At 52.0% G+C, this 17,124-nt stretch carries 14 protein-coding genes, 4 pseudogenes and 1 riboswitch; of the genes and pseudogenes, 4 read left to right on the forward strand and 14 right to left on the reverse strand.

Annotated elements, in window-relative coordinates; all coding sequences use genetic code 11:
* Window positions 1-12: 12 nt before the first annotated feature.
* The gene (locus JMI88_RS41060; protein WP_201367335.1) at window positions 13-237 is read right to left on the reverse strand and encodes a helix-turn-helix domain-containing protein; all 225 of its coding nucleotides are present in this window, start codon (window positions 235-237) and stop codon (window positions 13-15) included.
* Between the two features lie 973 nt (window positions 238-1,210).
* Between JMI88_RS41060 and JMI88_RS41065 the strand changes: the two genes are divergently transcribed.
* Window positions 1,211-1,507 (forward strand): transposase, encoded by a 297-nt coding sequence (locus JMI88_RS41065; RefSeq protein WP_373324002.1) that lies wholly within the window; start codon window positions 1,211-1,213, stop codon window positions 1,505-1,507.
* Window positions 1,508-1,904: 397 nt separating this feature from the next.
* On the opposite strand, the pseudogene JMI88_RS38140 reads toward JMI88_RS41065, so the two are convergent.
* The 6 genes and pseudogenes from JMI88_RS38140 to JMI88_RS38170 form a co-directional block, all read right to left on the reverse strand.
* Window positions 1,905-2,387: pseudogene (locus tag JMI88_RS38140) on the reverse strand (thiaminase II/PqqC family protein).
* Window positions 2,388-2,708: 321 nt separating this feature from the next.
* Window positions 2,709-2,948, reverse strand: a complete 240-nt coding sequence (locus JMI88_RS38150; protein ID WP_201367339.1) for a hypothetical protein — start codon at window positions 2,946-2,948, stop codon at window positions 2,709-2,711.
* 60 nt (window positions 2,949-3,008) lie between these two features.
* Window positions 3,009-3,611 (reverse strand): hypothetical protein, encoded by a 603-nt coding sequence (locus tag JMI88_RS38155; protein ID WP_201367340.1) that lies wholly within the window; start codon window positions 3,609-3,611, stop codon window positions 3,009-3,011.
* Window positions 3,612-3,766: 155 nt separating this feature from the next.
* Window positions 3,767-6,074 (reverse strand): annotated as a pseudogene (metE, locus tag JMI88_RS38160) (5-methyltetrahydropteroyltriglutamate--homocysteine S-methyltransferase).
* Between the two features lie 131 nt (window positions 6,075-6,205).
* A riboswitch (adenosylcobalamin-variant (AdoCbl-variant) riboswitch) is annotated at window positions 6,206-6,295 on the reverse strand.
* 137 nt (window positions 6,296-6,432) lie between these two features.
* Entirely contained in the window at window positions 6,433-7,134 is a 702-nt protein-coding gene (locus JMI88_RS38165; RefSeq protein ID WP_201367341.1) for an ISAs1 family transposase, read from the reverse strand.
* A gap of 379 nt (window positions 7,135-7,513) precedes the next feature.
* Window positions 7,514-7,660 carry a hypothetical protein gene (locus JMI88_RS38170; protein ID WP_201367356.1) on the reverse strand — a complete coding sequence of 49 codons (147 nt, stop codon included), beginning with the start codon at window positions 7,658-7,660 and terminating at the stop codon, window positions 7,514-7,516.
* On the opposite strand from JMI88_RS38170, the pseudogene JMI88_RS41070 reads away from it, so the two are divergent.
* Both JMI88_RS41070 and JMI88_RS38175 read left to right on the forward strand, forming a co-directional pair.
* Window positions 7,651-7,791, forward strand: a pseudogene (locus JMI88_RS41070) (hypothetical protein); the annotation flags it as partial. The gene JMI88_RS38170 and the pseudogene JMI88_RS41070 overlap by 10 nt on opposite strands.
* A gap of 107 nt (window positions 7,792-7,898) precedes the next feature.
* Complete coding sequence (locus JMI88_RS38175) at window positions 7,899-9,101, forward strand: recombinase zinc ribbon domain-containing protein (RefSeq protein WP_201367342.1); 1,203 nt, start codon at window positions 7,899-7,901, stop codon at window positions 9,099-9,101.
* A gap of 227 nt (window positions 9,102-9,328) precedes the next feature.
* On the opposite strand, the gene recD2 is transcribed toward JMI88_RS38175, so the two are convergent.
* From recD2 to JMI88_RS38195, 4 genes and pseudogenes are all read right to left on the reverse strand, one after another.
* Window positions 9,329-11,923 (reverse strand): SF1B family DNA helicase RecD2, encoded by a 2,595-nt coding sequence (recD2, locus tag JMI88_RS38180; RefSeq protein ID WP_236022787.1) that lies wholly within the window; start codon window positions 11,921-11,923, stop codon window positions 9,329-9,331.
* Window positions 11,924-12,057: 134 nt separating this feature from the next.
* Window positions 12,058-12,897 (reverse strand): annotated as a pseudogene (locus JMI88_RS38185) (IS6 family transposase).
* Between the two features lie 138 nt (window positions 12,898-13,035).
* Entirely contained in the window at window positions 13,036-13,821 is a 786-nt protein-coding gene (locus JMI88_RS38190; protein WP_236022788.1) for a transposase, read from the reverse strand.
* Entirely contained in the window at window positions 13,818-14,378 is a 561-nt protein-coding gene (locus tag JMI88_RS38195; RefSeq protein ID WP_201360171.1) for a helix-turn-helix domain-containing protein, read from the reverse strand. Before JMI88_RS38195 ends, JMI88_RS38190 begins: the two co-directional genes overlap by 4 nt.
* 325 nt (window positions 14,379-14,703) lie before the next feature.
* On the opposite strand from JMI88_RS38195, the gene JMI88_RS38200 reads away from it, so the two are divergent.
* Window positions 14,704-15,183 (forward strand): GNAT family N-acetyltransferase, encoded by a 480-nt coding sequence (locus tag JMI88_RS38200; RefSeq protein ID WP_201367343.1) that lies wholly within the window; start codon window positions 14,704-14,706, stop codon window positions 15,181-15,183.
* Window positions 15,184-15,603: 420 nt separating this feature from the next.
* Here the strand turns inward: JMI88_RS38200 and JMI88_RS39940 are convergent, their stop codons facing one another.
* The 3 genes from JMI88_RS39940 to JMI88_RS38215 form a co-directional block, all read right to left on the reverse strand.
* Complete coding sequence (locus tag JMI88_RS39940; RefSeq protein WP_201367355.1) at window positions 15,604-15,972, reverse strand: integrase core domain-containing protein; 369 nt, start codon at window positions 15,970-15,972, stop codon at window positions 15,604-15,606.
* Window positions 15,973-16,171: 199 nt separating this feature from the next.
* Window positions 16,172-16,393: a helix-turn-helix domain-containing protein gene (locus tag JMI88_RS38210; RefSeq protein WP_201367344.1), complete on the reverse strand. Its 222-nt coding sequence runs from the start codon at window positions 16,391-16,393 to the stop codon at window positions 16,172-16,174.
* A 9-nt stretch (window positions 16,394-16,402) separates the two neighbouring features.
* Window positions 16,403-16,879 carry a DUF2975 domain-containing protein gene (locus JMI88_RS38215; RefSeq protein ID WP_201367345.1) on the reverse strand — a complete coding sequence of 159 codons (477 nt, stop codon included), beginning with the start codon at window positions 16,877-16,879 and terminating at the stop codon, window positions 16,403-16,405.
* Window positions 16,880-17,124 lie beyond the last annotated feature (245 nt).

Genomic DNA, 17,124 nt, shown 5'->3' on the forward strand with positions numbered 1-17,124 from the left:
ACCCTTGCCACCTCACGCACCAGCGCATGAATCGCACCCGACTTCCCGCTCAATCCTCTCCAGTCCCAGCCCCTCAATCAAGGCGATCAACTCCTGCGGCACGCCTCGCACCTGCCCTCGATCCGCACGTCCTCCTGGCGCCAAACCGCTCAACCCCTTTTCACGATACACCCGCATCCACCGCTGCACCGGAGACCTCGACACCTGCTGCTCTCGCGCCACCCACGACTGCGTCATTCCCTTTCCAGACACGGCCGCAGCAACGCATACCGCTCTAGCGCGCTCTCTCGCTGCCTCGGCGTTAACCCCACCAGCATCACCAACGGCTCTTCTTCCATCCCCTTTCCTTCCTCCTCCGCATTTCTACCACTCTATCGAGCAAAACATCCTCTGTCAATCAATACACGTGACAATCTTTCATACTTCACTCTATTTAAAAGATGTATTTACTCCTGCGCAGAAAAAGAGGACACATCCACACCAGAAGAGCACTGCACCCGCTTCCAAGGCATATACTGCCGCTTGCTTGCTCTCATATCCCTTCCGGGATCACTTTCTCCGCTCTTTCACGCACTTCTTTCGCCGCTTTTTCACGAAGCAACCTGTCTTTCCCTACGCTACAGATCTCCTTCAGCCGCTTCTCACGCTCTCCCATTGATTCATTGAATGACTACACGAAATACTGTTCCTTCACTTAATTCGCAAAAATACCCTTTCATTTTTCGTGAAAATTTACAGGCGATTTCGCTTACGACGGCTCTGGAAAGTGAATTGTGAAACGCTGATGACCGCGGCAGGGCAAAATCTTAAACGGCTGCTCAAAAAGCGGGGGTGGGGACGGCGTCCATTCCAACGGAGGCCATGACAGCCTCTTTTTTGGGGATTTGGAGCGTGGCGTTCATCTCCTTCGGGGGAAGAAGCCTTCTCTTTCCCGATACGTCGAGTTTCTCAAGGATTTGAACATCATGCCCATCTAGCTTTACCGATGAGTTTTAGGAGAGCTTTTTCAACAGGCTGGGACGATACTCGTTCCTCCAACTCGCTCAATAGCTCCTATCGAGGCATTTCCGACCACTTTCCTCATCGCTTGCCCAAGCTGACCAAGCCGTTGCCCCATCTGACGCAAATCGTCTGCATCATCAGTAAAACGCTCCAATCCGCCTGAAAGCGATTAACATCGTCGGAACACACATGATCGTCAACGCAATGCGTGAAGCGTACACAATCACACTCAAGACGAAAAGGAGCACACACAGATGGATACTTGGACGACCAGGACAACAACAGAAAAAAAGCGATAAAATGGAGCTGGATTCATTTTATCGCTTCATCGGGAACCCTGGGCAAGATTGGCAACTGCCAGGTCATAGTCAGTGTTGAGTTCTTGGCTGATGACCCTGCGAGCAGTCCCCTTTTCCATTGGCCAGTCAGCGCCCAACTCTTTCTGCCGGAAGCCTGGATACAGGATACCGAGCGCCGCAAACAGGCACAGGCCCCGAGTCGATAAGCCAACAGAGCAAGCCAGACATCGCGCTGGGATTGCTAGATCGTACCAGAGAGTGGGGCGTCTCCATCGGGACGGCAGTGATGTACGCGGGATATGGATACAATCCCAATGTTCTCCTGGTAACGCGACATTAATCGTTCCATACATACCATCCTTAGATTGGAATAGAAGAGCCTATTGGGCTCTGCGAACGGACAAGTCGACGTTGGGCACTGATCGGCCTGAGAGGTTCACTCCATCTTTATGGCCATTCCTCCATCTTCCAGGCCATGTCCCAGAAGAGCCATTCGTAACGTGTACTCGTCAAGAAGATCTCATGCAGACGCGCTTCCTCTTGAGCATTGAGAAAGGGAGCTCGTTGATCGAGCCGCTCACCCACGTACCGACACTATCAAAGTCAGGTGAGGCATAAGTTAGCAGCCAATCTCGATAGGGATGGTCGGTGCAGGAGCACAGTGTCTAGCAGATGGTGACCAACTTCTGCATAAATCCAGGCACAGGGGAGGATAGCTGTGAGGAGTTCAGGAAGCGTTCCCACGGTGGCAATGGTTAAGAGATGAGGTGTATACGCATAGTTCGTTGGAGCCATAGGGATCGTCGTCATTTCAGCAGGCGAAAGTCCAAAACGTTCGCCATAACGATGATGCAAGTCAGCCTCACGAGCAGGTATTGAGCACAAACGTGCAAACTGCTCATCTCTTCATGATGGTGGTCTTGGTCGTCGCATACGCGAAGGTTTTCGTCAGTTCATCAGGAAAAGCGCATCCTGAAGAATATAGAACTGGAAGTTGGCACTGGGTAGCGTACCGTTGCCCAGTGCGACCACAAAGGATGTTCCATTGGCGTTGCAGAGTGAACGACAGCTCACGCAGGCGCTCACTCAGCCGTGGCCGGGCATATCCGTGTATATGGATGTGTTTCAAAAGACATCGTTTAACCTCCAATAAGAGGCAAAGGGAGCTCAATCAAGGAGTCAAACATGGATGGATGAACGAATGGGGCATCGAAAGAACATGATCGTTGCTATCATCGACGCAGTTACTCCGTGGTATTATCCAGATCAGGTTAAGGGTCCACACACATTCCGGTTGTGTTCTCAGCCCGGCTTTCCCGAGCTCCCTTGCAGACGATAGATTGTTTGGTTACATCAATAAGTATAACACACACATTGCCTCACCAAAGATCTTCCTTTGCGTCTTTGTCACAAAGGTATTCTGTCAATGCTTACGATCTTGTCTTTGGGGAAGGCTATGGACTGTAGCACTTTTTTGACCAGAGCCGCAAGGGCTCCTGCCACCTGGAATGATGCCTGCGCGTGTTCCCGGTCGAGGAAGGCCAGACCACAGGTTGCTGTAATCAACGTTTCGGGCCGCTCGGTATTGGACTCTTTCTCTGGGCACGCGAGCAGCCAGCGAGCAAAGAGGACCGAGGCGTCAGGCATGGAAAATCAGTAAGTCGGGACGAGCCAAAGGCAGTCAGCCCACCGTGCTAAAAAAGGAATCTACCCGCTGGTCAGAGCAAAAGGTTTCCAGCCGCTGGAAAGCGTCAAACGAGAGAACATCTGGCGCAATCTGGCAGAGCAAGGGAAAAGAGACCTGCTCGGCACAACAATGTACGCCAACGAGCACCCTGACCGTTGGATGGCCTGCACCACACCCCTCAGGAGCATGACGGCTGCGACCTGACGGACAGATATGGTTCTGTATCCAGAAGCGCAGGCATGGCTCATCCAGAAAACAGAGGGTTGGCAGTCTCTCAGCGTTTGCAGGCGCTGAGTTTGCCACAATGCCTGACGTGTGACAGTGGGTTGCAAGAGCAGAGAGCGCCTCCGGGTCAAAGAGCAACGGCTGGTCACCAGAGAACAACTGGCAGGCCAGAGTGAGCGGTCCACGCATTGCCCTTTCAAGGCGTGGGCGTGAGGGAAGAGGCCAGATGCCAGGGCCTGTTCAAAGGCAAAAAAGCCGGCGGCAGTTTGCTCGGTCAGTGCGGCATCTCCCTGAGAGAGATGCGCAAGCACGCTTGCCGAGACCTGATCCGCAATGCGTACCCATATGCTGTCCGACGGGGAACAAAGAAAGAGATGCCAGAACCAGGGCCTGCTCAATCATTCCTCCTGCGCAGCCCGGCGAGGCAACTGCGGCCAGAATGGGATTTCCTGGACACCATTCGGCTATCAGCTGGAGCGCTTCCCGTGCATCGATGCACGGGAGGCTGCCAATGCCTGTCACTGCCCCAGCGGTAGCCAGGAAGGTCCAGCATTCATTTTTGTCTACCCTGTCTCTGGCGAATAGACTGCGCGGCTGCGGTCATATGTTGCAAAGCAAGAAGCACTTCTTCCCAACGCCGCGTTTTCAAGCCGCAATCAGGATTCACCCAGAGTTGTTGGGCCGGCAGGGCCTTGAGCAGATGCTCCAGGTTCTGTTCATATTCGTCTTGTGAAGGAATGCGCGGCGAATGAATATCGTAGACGCCTGGCCCAATCGCGTTGGGGTAGTGGACTATCAGGAACGTCTCCAGCAATTCCAGGCGGGAGCGGGAGGCCTCGATGGAGAGGACATCCGCATCCATGCTGGCAATCGCTTCAAAGATGTCTCCGAATTCCGAATAACACATATGGGTATGAATCTGCGTCTCATCAGCACGCTAGAGGAGACCAAGCGGAAGCAATTGACCGCCCAGGCCAGATATTCGGCCCAGGCACTGTGTCGTAGCGGCAAGCCTTCTCGTAACGCTGGCTCGTCGATCTGTATTACCCGGATGCCTGCCGCCTCCAGATCCTGGACCTCCTCTCTCAATGCCAGAGCGAGTTGATAACAGGTGTCCCGGCGTGGCTGGTCATCTCTGACAAAGGACCATTGCAGAATCGTCACAGGCCCGGTCAACATCCCTTTGACGGGACGTTCCGTCAACGATTGGGCAAAGGTTGACCAGCGGACGGTCATGGGTTCCGGGCGTGTAACATCTCCATAAAGAATGGGAGGCCGGACACAGCGTGATCCATAACTCTGGACCCAACCATGGAGTGTGAAGGCAAAGCCGTTGAGGAGCTTGCCAAAGTATTCCACCATATCGGTTCGCTCAAACTCCCCATGAACCAGCACATCCAAACCGATTTCTTCCTGGAAGCGAATCGTGCGCGTGATTTCCTCACGCAGAAATGTCTCGTAATCCGCGCTTACCAATTTTCCACTAGTATAGGCTGCTCGTGTTGTTCGCACCGCTTCCGTCTGGGGAAAGGAACCAATGGTAGTAGTGGGTAAGAGCGGGAGCGCAAGAATCTGCTGTTGTTGCGCCTGGCGCACAGCAAAGGGACTCTGGCGACGAGCCTCGTGATCTTTGACAGCGGCCACGTGTTGCTTTACTTTCGGGTCATGGATGATGGGTGATGTCCACCGTTGCTCCAAGGCCTGGCGCGCAGCTGCTTGCTGTTCCAGGGATGCAGGGTCTGTTTCCTGGTGAAGCCTGGTCAAGAGTACCACCTCTTCGAGCTTTTGGCGGGCAAAAGCGAGCCACTGCATCAACTCGTTTCCCAGATGCGTCTCTTGTGCCAGATCAACCGGAACATGCAGCAGCGAACACGAGGGAGCGAGCAAAACGCGTTCGGTTCCCAGCTTCTGAACTGCTTCTCTGATGAGCGTTATGGCGTGATCGAGGTCGGTGCGCCAGACATTGCGTCCATCGACCACACCGAGCGAGAGGATTAACGAGCCCGGGGCTTCCTCCAGGGCTAGCGCCAGTTGCTGGGGGGCACGCACGAGATCCAGGTGGACCGCTGCCACAGGGAGATGGAGAATCGTCGGGGTGTGGGGACCCAGGTCGCCAAAATAAGTGGCGAGAAGGAGGCGCAGAGAAGACGAAACGGCACTAAGTCGGCGATACACCTGCTGAAAAAGCGCGATGGTCGCCGTATCCAGGTCGAGGGTCAGGCATGGCTCATCGATCTGAATCCAATCCGCACCGGCTTCAGATAGCTTTCGCAGCACTTCTTCATAGATTGGCAGGAGGCGATCAAGTAAGGTTAAAGACTTGGTTTCGTGAGGATACATTTTTCCTAACAGGAGGAAGGAAATGGGGCCAAGCAGAACCGGGCGAGTATGGATACCAAGAAGCTTTGCCTCAAGAAACTCATTGATTGGCTTGGTGGAGGCAAGATGAAAAGTCTGCTGGGCTGAAATTCTGGCACAATGTAGTGATAATTGGTATCAAACCATTTAGTCATTTCCATCGCCGGGAGGGCTTCGTCCTGGTTCTGATCATGGACCATGCCTCGCGCCATGGCAAAATAGAGGGAGAGATCAACTTGGTTTCCATCCCAATGGAAGCGTTCAGGGATGGCCCCGACCAGAGCAATGGTATCGAGCACCTGATCGTAGAGAGAAAAATCGTTGGAGGGAATATGATGCAATCCAAGCTCTTGCTGGAGTTGCCAGTGTTGTTGGCGGAGGATGGCTGCACGGGCGAGCAGATCCTGCTCGCTGATCCGGCCAGACCAGAATTGCTCCAAGGCTTTCTTTAATTCGCGTTGCCTGCCAATACGGGGATAGCCAAGGTTGGTTGCTTGCAGCATGATGATTTCCTTCTTTAGTATCTGCTCAAAAAAAGTCTGTCTCCCTGGCAAAAGAGACAACGCAGGCAAGAAAAAAATGCAAAAACTGCTTGCTGGTCTCCCCTTTTGCGCGAAGGGATGGTTCCAAAGACTCAAAGGTGGGCATTCGGACTCAACCTCAAGCAGTTTCACCGTTGCGCGACAGTGCCGGATTTTCACCGGACTTTCCCCATTTTCAGCAATGCCACGATAGCATCGCCCTTGAGTGTGACCCTGTTGCTTTGGAGCAAGCAGCACAGGATCATTCCAAGAGTCAGGCTACCATTTCTTCGGGAAGAAGTCAAGAGGAAGGCCAGGAGACCCCAGGGCTTTTTGAAAGTCAGAACCCTTGAAAAAGCAAGCGTGCAGCCTCCCATGGATGGGCGTCGTAAAAGCGCCGTTGCGAAGCCACATTTTTGACTCCCAGAAAATCCATACACGCTAGCATGGTGTTGTGAAGCACCGCGAGCATCGCAGGAGCATGCTTGGTTCGGATCTGTGATGCATCTTCTTTCAGGGTGACATCTCGGCGTCGATGGAGCCGATTTTCAATGGCCCAGTGGGCTCTGTGCAAGGCTCCAATACGCGCGGCATCCGCGTGGGTGGGAGAGAGACTCGTGATTCCATAGTGCACTTCTCTGCTTGTCGGTTTCCCTTTTTGGATACTGGTCCGTTCAAGACAAAAGACCTGCTCAATACCGCACCAATCTTGGGCCAGATAGTCACGCAGATCAGGACTGCAGGTGGTGACACGAATATCCAAACGACCATGTCCACTGCTCACCTCTCGGTGGCTTTGCCATCGCACATCGGGGGCATGATCCTCAAAAAAGAGCTTGAGATCTTCCCACAAGGTCGGCTGATTGTCTTTGGCTATGAGCACGTAATGGCCTCCTCCCAGCGTGACCTGCTGACAAAAAAACCGTTGGGTATGCATCGCATCGGCACTGAGAATCCGCCCTTTGATCAGGTCCGGGGTGAGCATCTCTTTGAGCGCACTGATCTCGTTTTCTTTCTCTCTCACATCTCGTTGGGCCAACACGACCCCGTCTTCACCTCATAGAACGCACAGAGGTGAACGCTTGTTTGCTCTGGATCCTGGTGCCCATAGGTTCCCCGCAAGGCTTTGCCATCAAAGGCAATATGTTCATGCAACCGTTCATCGTGTTGCCTTCCCCGCTGGGAGGTGCCCTGTTGTGCATGCGGAAGTGTCAGAACTCAGGATACAGTGAGGTGACGGAAGGAATGTTTCCCCACTTTCGCCCAAAAAAGGCGGAAAAATGGGTTCATTGTCCCCACCCTTCGCTCATTTTGAACATGCATTTCCCCACTTTGGGTGAGCTTTTCCGGTCATGTTCTGAGTTCTGACACTTCCCGGCCTGCGAGGGCTTCTCAGCGAAGCAGAGCTCCATACCCTGCGTTTACGCATGGATGCCGGACGACGGCGCCAGATTGAGCAGGGCGCTACCAGCAGCATGTCCCAACAGGATTGGTCCGCCTGGAGGATGGGAGGGTAAGCAAAACGCCCGACCTGCAGGTGCAGCGAACCATCGAGTTGGTGTTTGCACGTTTTGAAACCCTGGGCAGTTGCCAAAAAGCTCTGCGGAGCCTGCGCGATGATGGGATTCTCTTGCCTCGTCACCAGCGTGGAGGACCCTACGCCGGGCAAATGGTCTGGCGTAAACCTACTCAAGCTGCTCTGAGTGAGATCCTGCACAATCCGGCCTATGCAGGAGCCTTCGTCTATGGGCGCAGAGGTCCCATCCGGACCGACGACCTGGCCAGCTGCGTCAGATCCGGCATCCGATGGAAGAGTGGACAACCATCCACCATGGAGTGTATCCTGCATACATCACGTGGGAGCAGTTTCTGGCTCATCAGGCACGCCTGGCAGACAATGCCAGTGATTTCGCTCGACGAGCCCATGGGGCTCCACGGCAGGGGACCGCCCTCTTAGCTGGGTTAGTCGTGTGTGGACGGTGTGGCTACCAGATGCAGGTGACCTACAAACCGCAACGACGCTACACCTGTACGGCGCTCGCCGCAAGCTATGGGGCGGCGACTTGCTTGCATGTCGATGGTGCTAGCCTGGAAACAGTGGTCGTCGATGCCTTTTTCGCAGCACTGACCACGGCCGAACTCAATCTTTTGGAAGCGGTCTTGGCAGCCAAACGAGCAGATGTGGGTCGAGTGGCGAAACTGCGTGCTGATCGGCTAGCGCGAGCAGAGTATGAGGCCAGGCTCGCTCAGCGGCACTACCAGGCAGTTGACCCAAACAATCGCCTGGTGGCAGCCGAACTCGAACGCCGCTGGGAAGTCGCACTACGAGCGGTGGTCGAAGCGCGAGAGGAGATGGAACGCATGGCTTCGCAGGCTCAAATTCCTGAGCTGACGGAAGAGATGAAAGAGCAAATGCAGGATGTTGGACGCCATCTTCCCGCGATGTGGGCAAGTGGACGCTTGACACCTGCCCAACAGAAGGAGATCTTGCGCAGTCTGATCCAACGCGTGATCGTGACACGACCAACGCCTGATACTGTCGAAGCCAGGGTAGTATGGATCAGCGGAGCCGTCACTCCGTTCTCAGTCCATCCCCCCATTGCTCGCGGTTCGGACGTGAGCGGGTATGAACAGTTAGTTGAGCGGATTCTGGCCTTGGGGGCTCAGGGATATCAGGACCCTGAGATCGCGCGGATCGTTTCAGCCGAGGGTTTTCGTTCTGCGCGCAGTGCGCATATTCCTGCCTCGCTGGTGGGGGAGATCCGACGAGCGCGCGGGCAAATCTCTCTAACCGAACAGTTCAAAACGCAAGCCAAGGTCGAAGGACAATGGACGATCTTTGGGTTAGCCCAGGAACTGGAGGTCCATCGCAACTGGCTGTATACCCGAATACACAAAGGCACGCTCCCGGCAACTCGCCACAGCGTTACAGGCCACTACTTGATCGCCGATGAGCCAGAGATCCTTGCGACCCTCCGCGCTCAACGCGATCGATGCTGCTATCGTTAGGAGGGCACTGATATGACATCGCCAAAACACATCTACAACATATCTTGACCGCAGGAGCCATCAACATTGTGTGCTTCGCCTCTTGGATGGCGGGGGCCCCTCATGCCAAGACGCGCACCTCGCGGTTTGTCGCACTGAAAACGTCAGGGGAGAGCTTGGCAATTTAGCAACAGTATCCATTGTTCCTCAGAGGCCTAAATCTGACGAATGACAAGGGCTCCGTTCACTCAAGTGTGAGCTTTTGTCTGTTTCCCTGGGGATTCGATCAGCAACTGCTGAAGTGCCGTCTGCCTCACAATGGTCTGGTTGTTCCTGACAGCCAGTGCCAACGCTTTTCTGCTCCCCACAAATACCACGAACTGTTTGCCTCTGGTGAGTCCTGTGTAGATGAGGTTGCGAAAGAGCATGGTAAAGTGCTGGGTCGTGATAGGGAGAATCACTGCGGGAAATTCACTGCCCTGACTTTTATGGATCGTGATTGCATACGCCAACTCGATTTCTGAGAGGGCTTCTTTGGCAAAGGTGACGGATTTGGTCTCACCGCCGAGGGGAAAGGCCACCGTCATCTGTATGTCTTCATTGTCAATAGCAGTGATCATACCGATATCGCCATTAAACACTTGCAAGTCATAATTATTGCGCTTCTGGATAATTCTATCTCCCACCCGAAAGATCCGCTCGCCCAAGCGCAGCTGCGCAATCCCAGGGCGAGGAGGATTGACAGCCTCCTGCATGCGTTTGTTGAGGGCAATGGTTCCCAGGCTACCCTTTGTCATGGGAGAAAGAATTTGGATTTCCGCGCCTTTGCCAAGATAGTGGGGAATGGTGTGACTATACAGCCTGGTAATGGTCTCTGAGGCATTCATCCCATAGTGCAAGGTAGAGTGATGGGGGATCTTTTTGAGCACTGCCTCTAGCTCCTCGATGTGGGTAGTGGTAGCCGCTAAGGTTGCAATATCAACATGCCGGAATTTGTCAGGAATGACAAACAGGTATTCCTCGTCAGAGACGTGTTCGCCCTGGTTGTCTGCCTTGAGGGGAGGAGTGCTATTAGGAGTGCTATTGGGACCATTCGCATCCTTGTCAGCGTTGTTGGCAGTACCAGGAGCACCTGATGCCCCATTCCCTCTGGTTATCAGCGTTTTGACACGCTTAATAAAATGCAGTTGTTCCTGGGTCGCTTCTTCTGAATCAAGGAAGAGGCAATCAATCTGCTTCCAGGCATCGCGCTTCTCAAGAGGTGAGACAATCCGGGGCATCACCCCTTTGTTGATCTCATGGGCAGAGCGGATAATCGAGGACTGCTCTGCCTGCCGGAAGATTTTGGTCAATCTGAAACAGACCACGGTCTGTGACTGGATCAGATCGTGAAATACATTGCCTGCGCCAACAGCGGGCAACTGGTCAGGGTCGCCAATAAGGAGCACCTGTGTGAGAGGGGAGACAGCCCGCAGCAAGGCCGCTGCCAGGTGGACATCCAGCATCGAAGACTCATCAATAATGAGCACATCGGTAGCCAGCGGGTCTTGCTCATTTTTCTTAAAGCCGCCGATTGCAGGTTGCCACTCCAACAAGCGGTGAATAGTCTTGGCCTCTTGCCCAATGACTTCTGTCATGCGCTGGGCAGCTCGTCCGGTCGGTGCTGCCAGAAGCACCTGCTTTTTCATCGCGAGCAGCAGCCTGACCAGCACTCGTGTGGTGGTGGTTTTTCCTACTCCGGGACCACCAGTGAGCAGCGAGAAGCCCTGCTGGACCATCCCTGTGATGGACTGTTGCTGTTCCTCGCTGAGGGCAATGGCTTGGTGTTCGCAGAACCGCGTGATCCACCTGCTCACCCGATCCTCCTCCACAGGGATGGTCTTTTTTGCCAGGTCTTTCACTTTTTTGGCAATGTATGTTTCATCAAAATAAATGGAGGGTGCGTAGTAGCAGGTGATTGGTGATGCCTCCTGCGCTGGTGCGCCAGGTGCCTGCGACAGGACCCGCATCTTGACTTTGTTTTCAGCGGCCAAGGTGGCAAGCAGTGCTTCTGTTCGGCTGTCAAGTGAGATCGACAACAGATCATTGACCGCTTTGACAATCTGCTCGCGGGTTAAATAGCAATGGCCTTCTTCCCGGCTATTATCCAGCACATGGTCAATGGCCGCCTGAATGCGCTGGTCTGACGCTTCACCCAAGCCCATGTTCCGGGCAATCGTGTCCGCCGAGAAAAAACCAATGCCATAAATATCTTCTGCCAGTTGATAGGGGTTTTCTGAGACAATGGCAATCGCCTCTTTGCCATAGGTTTTATAAATCTTGGTCGCGAACAGCGTGCTGATATCGTACTGTTGCAGAAAGAGCATCACGTCTTTAATATCTTTGTGCTCTTCCCAAGCGCGCGCAATCATCTCCAGCTTTTTGGTGCCAATGTTGGGCACCTCATCTAAGCGTTCTATCTGGGTATCAAAGACCTCCAGGGTCTCTTTGCCAAAATACGTGACAATGGCTTTTGCCGTAGCAGGGCCTACCCCTTTAATGAGTCCAGAGCCCAAGTATTTTTGCAAGGCATTGGCTGTGGCCGGTTTTTTCTCCACCGCTCTTACCGCTTTGAATTGGTCGCCAAACTTTGGGTGGTGGGTCCAGTTGCCGTAAAAGTCCATGGTCGCGCCAGCGAACACTTTGGACTGATGCAGCGTGACCGCCACTTCCTCCAGCGGTCTGTCAAACGGGCTGATTTTCAGGACGGTCCAGCCGGTCTCCACACTATGAAAGGTGATCCGTTTGACAATGCCGGAAATTTTTTCAAGCGTATTCTGTTGGGTAAAGACAGATGATGCCATACACGCTGTTTCATCCTCCTGCTCATGTAGAAGCATTGTAGCACAGGCGAGAACGACTCTGAGCAGCAAACTTGGTACCATGAGGGTTCTGTCAGAACTGAGAACACCAAGGTGCGCAAGACCTTCAACGTTTCTCAGAACCATGAGCAAAACGATGCGACTGCACCCATCAGTCCTTGCAAAGCGGCCAGTCGCTCACAGAATATCCGTCGTTGTTGGGCCAGCGGTAGTGTTTCCCTTGTTGGAGAACGATAACGGAAATACTGACGTCATTCATCAAAGGCACGGCAGAAACGGGCTGCCGATTCAAAGCTTTCGAAACCACGCATCGGATACTAGCGTTGTTTGATGCCTCGGTGGTCTTGTTCGAGATGGTTGTTGAGATACACATTGGTCCGATGCACCACATCATTTCCCATGATCTCGCGTATGGCACGCGGATAAGAGCGATGTCCGTCTGTGGTGACCGTCTCTGGAGTATGACCGACTACCGCGACGGCTTGCGTAAAGAACGGTTTGGCAGCATCCATGTTCCTCTTTTCACTCAGCCGTGAATCAACCAGATTGCCAGCTCGATCAATGGCCCGAGAGAGATAGCACCACTTCCCATGCACTTTGACATAGGTTTCATCGACATACCACGAGGTTCCTACTTGGCCTCGCCGTTTGGTCCGCAAGTGGTCCGCGATCAAGGGAGCAAACCGCTCTTCCCAGTCTCGAACCGTTTCATGCGTCAACACAAAGCCGCGCTCTAAAAATAACTCGGTGACATTCCGCAAGCTCAGTGTGTAGCGCAATCGCCACAAGACCACAAGCAGGACGATGTCCGTGGGAAATGCTAGATAGTTGAATGGGGTACCAGTTCGTTCGTTAAAGCTATGGTGACACTGAGAGCAAAAGAACGTTGCGTAGCCCAGTTTGGTTTTCTTCGCTTGCTTCTTGGTCGTGGCGGCAGCACAATAGGGGCAGTTCATCGGTCAACACTCCTGTTCCATCCTGTTTTCATGGGATGAGCATAGCAGAAGTGTGAGTGCTCTGCCAAGAGGATGGTTTGAGTTCTGACAGAACCGAGGAAGGGTACGGAATATGTACGCATCACTCACACTAGTGGGTCACTTGCTAGATCCAGTGGCATTGCTGGCCGGTTTGTAATAGCGCACCGAACGAATGCGCCGTGGCACCACGTATTGAGATGTTGCTCCTGACCCGCCTTGCCGATGACGACGCGCATAGGCACGGTCGCGACGAGCATGCCGTTTGCCTCCCCAGATGAAAGGGGTCGGATGACGATTCCATCCCTCGATGGTGTCCCGGAGCCAATCTTTGAGAATTTCGACATCATAGACATGATGCCCCTCCAGTGCCCGCCGGATAATGATCCGTTGCACAGACTCAGCCATGTTGAGCCAGGATCCAGCACACGGGGTATACAACAGTCCAATGCCGCGTTCATGGCACCAGCTCACCAAATCGCGACTGTAATGACCGGCTAAATTGTCTAAAATGAGCAACATGCGCAAAGGAGGTAAGAACCGATCTAGTTGTTCGGCAGCAGGAAAGGGGTCCCAATCTTGCCAGCGTCTTCCTTCTGGAACCGCCTCTGGAACTGGAGGACACTCTTTGAGAAGAGCCTCCAATTCTTCCTTGAGCCAGGGATGCAAGATGGCATTGGTACTTTGATCAACTGGTTTGGCTCGCAGTTCCCCCGTAGCTGGCCGAAACAAGGTCAAGAATTTGCAGGTCTTCCCGCGGATATATTGATGGTCCTGTCGCCCTGGTTCTCCCTCTGGCTGCCAGGCGAAGCCGGGGTGAGGAATGGTCTGATACGGACCTGCCTCGTCTTCACACCACAAGGGGAGACCCACACGTTCGGCCAGCACGTAGGCACGCTCAATCACCGTTTTTTTTCCTGGGTGTAGGGGTCTTCGCTCTGATACACCGTCCCGTCTTTCCCTTTCTTGAGGGTTCTTCCCGTATGGCACCAAGTGCGATCTTTCTGCCAACTGTAGCCCGCCTCGTGCAAGGTATGCAGGATCGTAAAGGTACTCACCTTCGGAAGCCCATCGCTGGCTTGGCGCAGGGCGCGTTGCAAGAGTGTGAGGGACCAGGTGGCTGTTGCATCTTCCTTGCGATTAGGCGTGCGGCGTGCCTCCTGCTCAATCCGTGCTCGTTCCACTGGCCCATAGGTTCGAGGGGCTCCCGATCGGGGCAAATCATCGAGCGCCGCCAACCCCATTAGATTGAAGCGCCTGGTCAGCCGTGTGACTGGGTCGTGGCTTTTCCATCCAACCAGGCGCGCCGCCTCGCTCAAGCTCTTCCCCTCTGCAACGGCTACGAGCGCGACGGCTCGCTGGTGACGGTTACGCGATTCACTTGAGGCTCTGCTCACACGCTGAAGTTCTTTGGCTTCTTCTTCCGAAAACAGCCGCAGGGGTTGTGATGCTCGACGGGACATGGCTGGTCTCCTTCCAGACTTTTTGTTGAGCATCGCACATTCCTACAGCAGTTGGCAAGTGACCCACTAGTTTCTCTGTCTCTACTTAAGGAGTTGGAAAACAGACTTAAGTAGCAGCAGGGGAGCTACCCCTGAAGAGGATGTCGAAAAAGTGCACAATTATATTCCTATTGACACAGCAGAAAAACAAGGGTTCAATGTATTTGAAACACTGTATGGTTTGTCGACAAGTCAGCTTTTAGCAAATGTGTTGACTGTTAAATCTGTATAGCATTTTTAACACGCCGGAAATAGGTAACCATCTAATCTCAAACAAAAGGACTTTATGGGAATCAACGAAATTACATACACTAAAGCAGATGAAAGTGAAATAGAGGGTGTGTATAAATTGGTAAAGTCTGTCTTTGACCAATATGTAGCTCCCGCATATACAGATCAGGGCATACAAGAGTTCTATAAATATATCCAATTACCTGCAATTAAGGAAAGATTACATAGAAAGTACTTTATCCTGCTCGCTAAAGTAGAAAATGAGATAGTAGGAGTAATTGAAATAAGAAATTATGAACATGTTTCAATGCTTTTTGTGTCCTCACACTATCAGAGAAAAGGTATAGCAAACAACTTACTCAAAAGAGCGATAAAGATATGTAAACAATACGTACCCAACCTTGAAACAATTAGTGTTCACTCTTCACCTAACTCAGTCCATATCTATAAAAAATTAGGTTTTGAAAAAACAGCAGAAGAAAAAGAAACCAATGGCATCAAATTTACGCCTATGACTCTCCATCTACCACAATAAGCTGTTCGCAATATCAATATTGACTACCTACGAAAGCTGTCACCGGACATGATCAGCAACGTTCAAGTGTTATAGAAGCAATAGAACATGAGTTTGCTTGGTTGGAGTAAAGCAGGATCAGTGTGCTGGCTACTTAGATCATCTATTCAAGAACCGGAGACGTGCGCTGGGACAATCTCTCGCCGCTCATCTTGTTTTTACGAAGAGAGGCATGGAGCAAGAACATCGAGGACAGGTCAATCTCTGTTTGTTGAATACGGAGAGCCTCTTCTGGCAACCAAGCAAAGAGAAGATGCGTTCTCTTCGGCTGTGGAAAGAAAACAGGACAGGGAAGGCAGAAAACACGTCAGGCCCTTGAGATAGCCACCATAGGACGCTGGGTCTCCTTCACTCACCCCTCATGAGTATGCCTTCTCTGGTTTATGCTGCTCTTTGGTAGTCATGGTGTAATCCACCTAACATCGGAACAGAAAGCACTTGGCCCGACTGGCCTGGAGGCGGTGCAGAAAGCTCTGGTGGGTCTGGAAGCCGTTGCTGAAGCCCTTGGTGAGGTCGGGCTTGATTGAAGTACCGCACATAGGCATTGAGGAGACGAGAGAGGTGTTTCTCCTGGAAAATGAAGAAGTGATCTAGGCATTCGCGCCTCACACTCCCGAGAAAGCGTTCACAGACCGCATTCGCCTGGTGGTAAATAACATCCGAAGTGAGCAGGTTTTGCCCTCCGATGTCAGCACCTGCCCTCCCATGTGAGCAACAGCACCACTGCCTGACAGAGAACCCGCGAAAGATGACGGCTAATCATTGGCAGAAGGTGTAAATTCCAAGCCGGGTACCTGCGCTCGATGAACAAAATGGGCTGAACCTTGCGGACAAACCTTCAGTGTTTGGCTTGAATGCTGCCGGTGCTGAGAGCTAAGGCAAAGATGGAATGAAATCAAAAAGTTACCACTTGCTCCATCTCTTGCTCTGTAATAGTAACTATAGCTTTTTATCCTTGAGCGGCTTCGTCACTTTTGTATTCTACAATATCACCAGGCTGGCAATCTAAGGCCTTACAAATTGCTTCTAATGTCGAGAATCGTATCGCTCTGGCCTTTCCATTTTTCAAAATAGAGAGATTAGCCATAGTGATACCAACCTTCTCTGTAAGTTCAGTAACACTCATCTTTCGCTTTGCCAGCATGACATCGATATTTATTATTATTGCCATAGTTGTGCCTCATACAGTTAAGTCATTTTCCGATTTTATATCAACGGCATTTTGAAAAAGCTTTTGAAAGACACTGGTGGTTGTGGCAATCACACCGAATGCTAATGCCATACAAATGCCAAGCATTGTCGGACCCGCTGGATCATCACCATGCGCAAAGAAACGGATATAAATCTCTGCTAATGCAATAAAACCGATAAGACTGAGGGAAGCAAATTTCATATTCTTGAGTGTATTAACAGCAACTTGGGAAAAGGCTTTATTGGCATCAATGAAGTTTAATAATTTGAATGCATGGTATAACCCAACAAAAAATGGGGTTGAAGCGATATAGATATAGATAATAAACGGGTCGGTATAAATACTGATGAGGTCTAGGTGAGCAGCCCTTCCTTCAGTTTGAGGAAACCAAATCAAACCGGCAAGCACGCCGATTGCGATAAGTAAGATAACAACCTTCAAGAAGAATGTTGAACTTTTTTTCATAGAAAATACCTTCCTTAGGAGTAGATACAATCTATCTTACCATGTTATTTATCGTTTTTCAATATATTATTATTGTTATTCATTAAAACAGGTGCCTTAAAAATGATGTCATGCTTAGGATTGCCTACCGAAGTCTTAGTGGGGAAAATGGGGAAAAAATGTTGGGAGGCCTTGCTGGAAGTCTGTCCGAACATTCAGTATCAGCATGGCGCCGAATCTTGACAGGCGGAATCTTAGTGGCAGTT

Source organism: Dictyobacter formicarum, assembly GCF_016587435.1.

What these genes read in the sequence shown, in the direction of transcription:
- JMI88_RS38200 (WP_201367343.1), top strand. Translation starts at nt 14,704, where the DNA reads ATGGGAATCAACGAAATTACATACACTAAAGCAGATGAAAGTGAAATA.
- JMI88_RS38175 (WP_201367342.1), top strand. Translation starts at nt 7,899, where the DNA reads ATGGAAGAGTGGACAACCATCCACCATGGAGTGTATCCTGCATACATC.
- JMI88_RS38195 (WP_201360171.1), bottom strand. Translation starts at nt 14,378, where the DNA reads ATGTCCCGTCGAGCATCACAACCCCTGCGGCTGTTTTCGGAAGAAGAA.
- JMI88_RS38215 (WP_201367345.1), bottom strand. Translation starts at nt 16,879, where the DNA reads ATGAAAAAAAGTTCAACATTCTTCTTGAAGGTTGTTATCTTACTTATC.
- JMI88_RS38150 (WP_201367339.1), bottom strand. Translation starts at nt 2,948, where the DNA reads ATGCCTGACGCCTCGGTCCTCTTTGCTCGCTGGCTGCTCGCGTGCCCA.
- JMI88_RS38210 (WP_201367344.1), bottom strand. Translation starts at nt 16,393, where the DNA reads ATGGCAATAATAATAAATATCGATGTCATGCTGGCAAAGCGAAAGATG.
- recD2 (WP_236022787.1), bottom strand. Translation starts at nt 11,923, where the DNA reads ATGGCATCATCTGTCTTTACCCAACAGAATACGCTTGAAAAAATTTCC.
- JMI88_RS41060 (WP_201367335.1), bottom strand. Translation starts at nt 237, where the DNA reads ATGACGCAGTCGTGGGTGGCGCGAGAGCAGCAGGTGTCGAGGTCTCCG.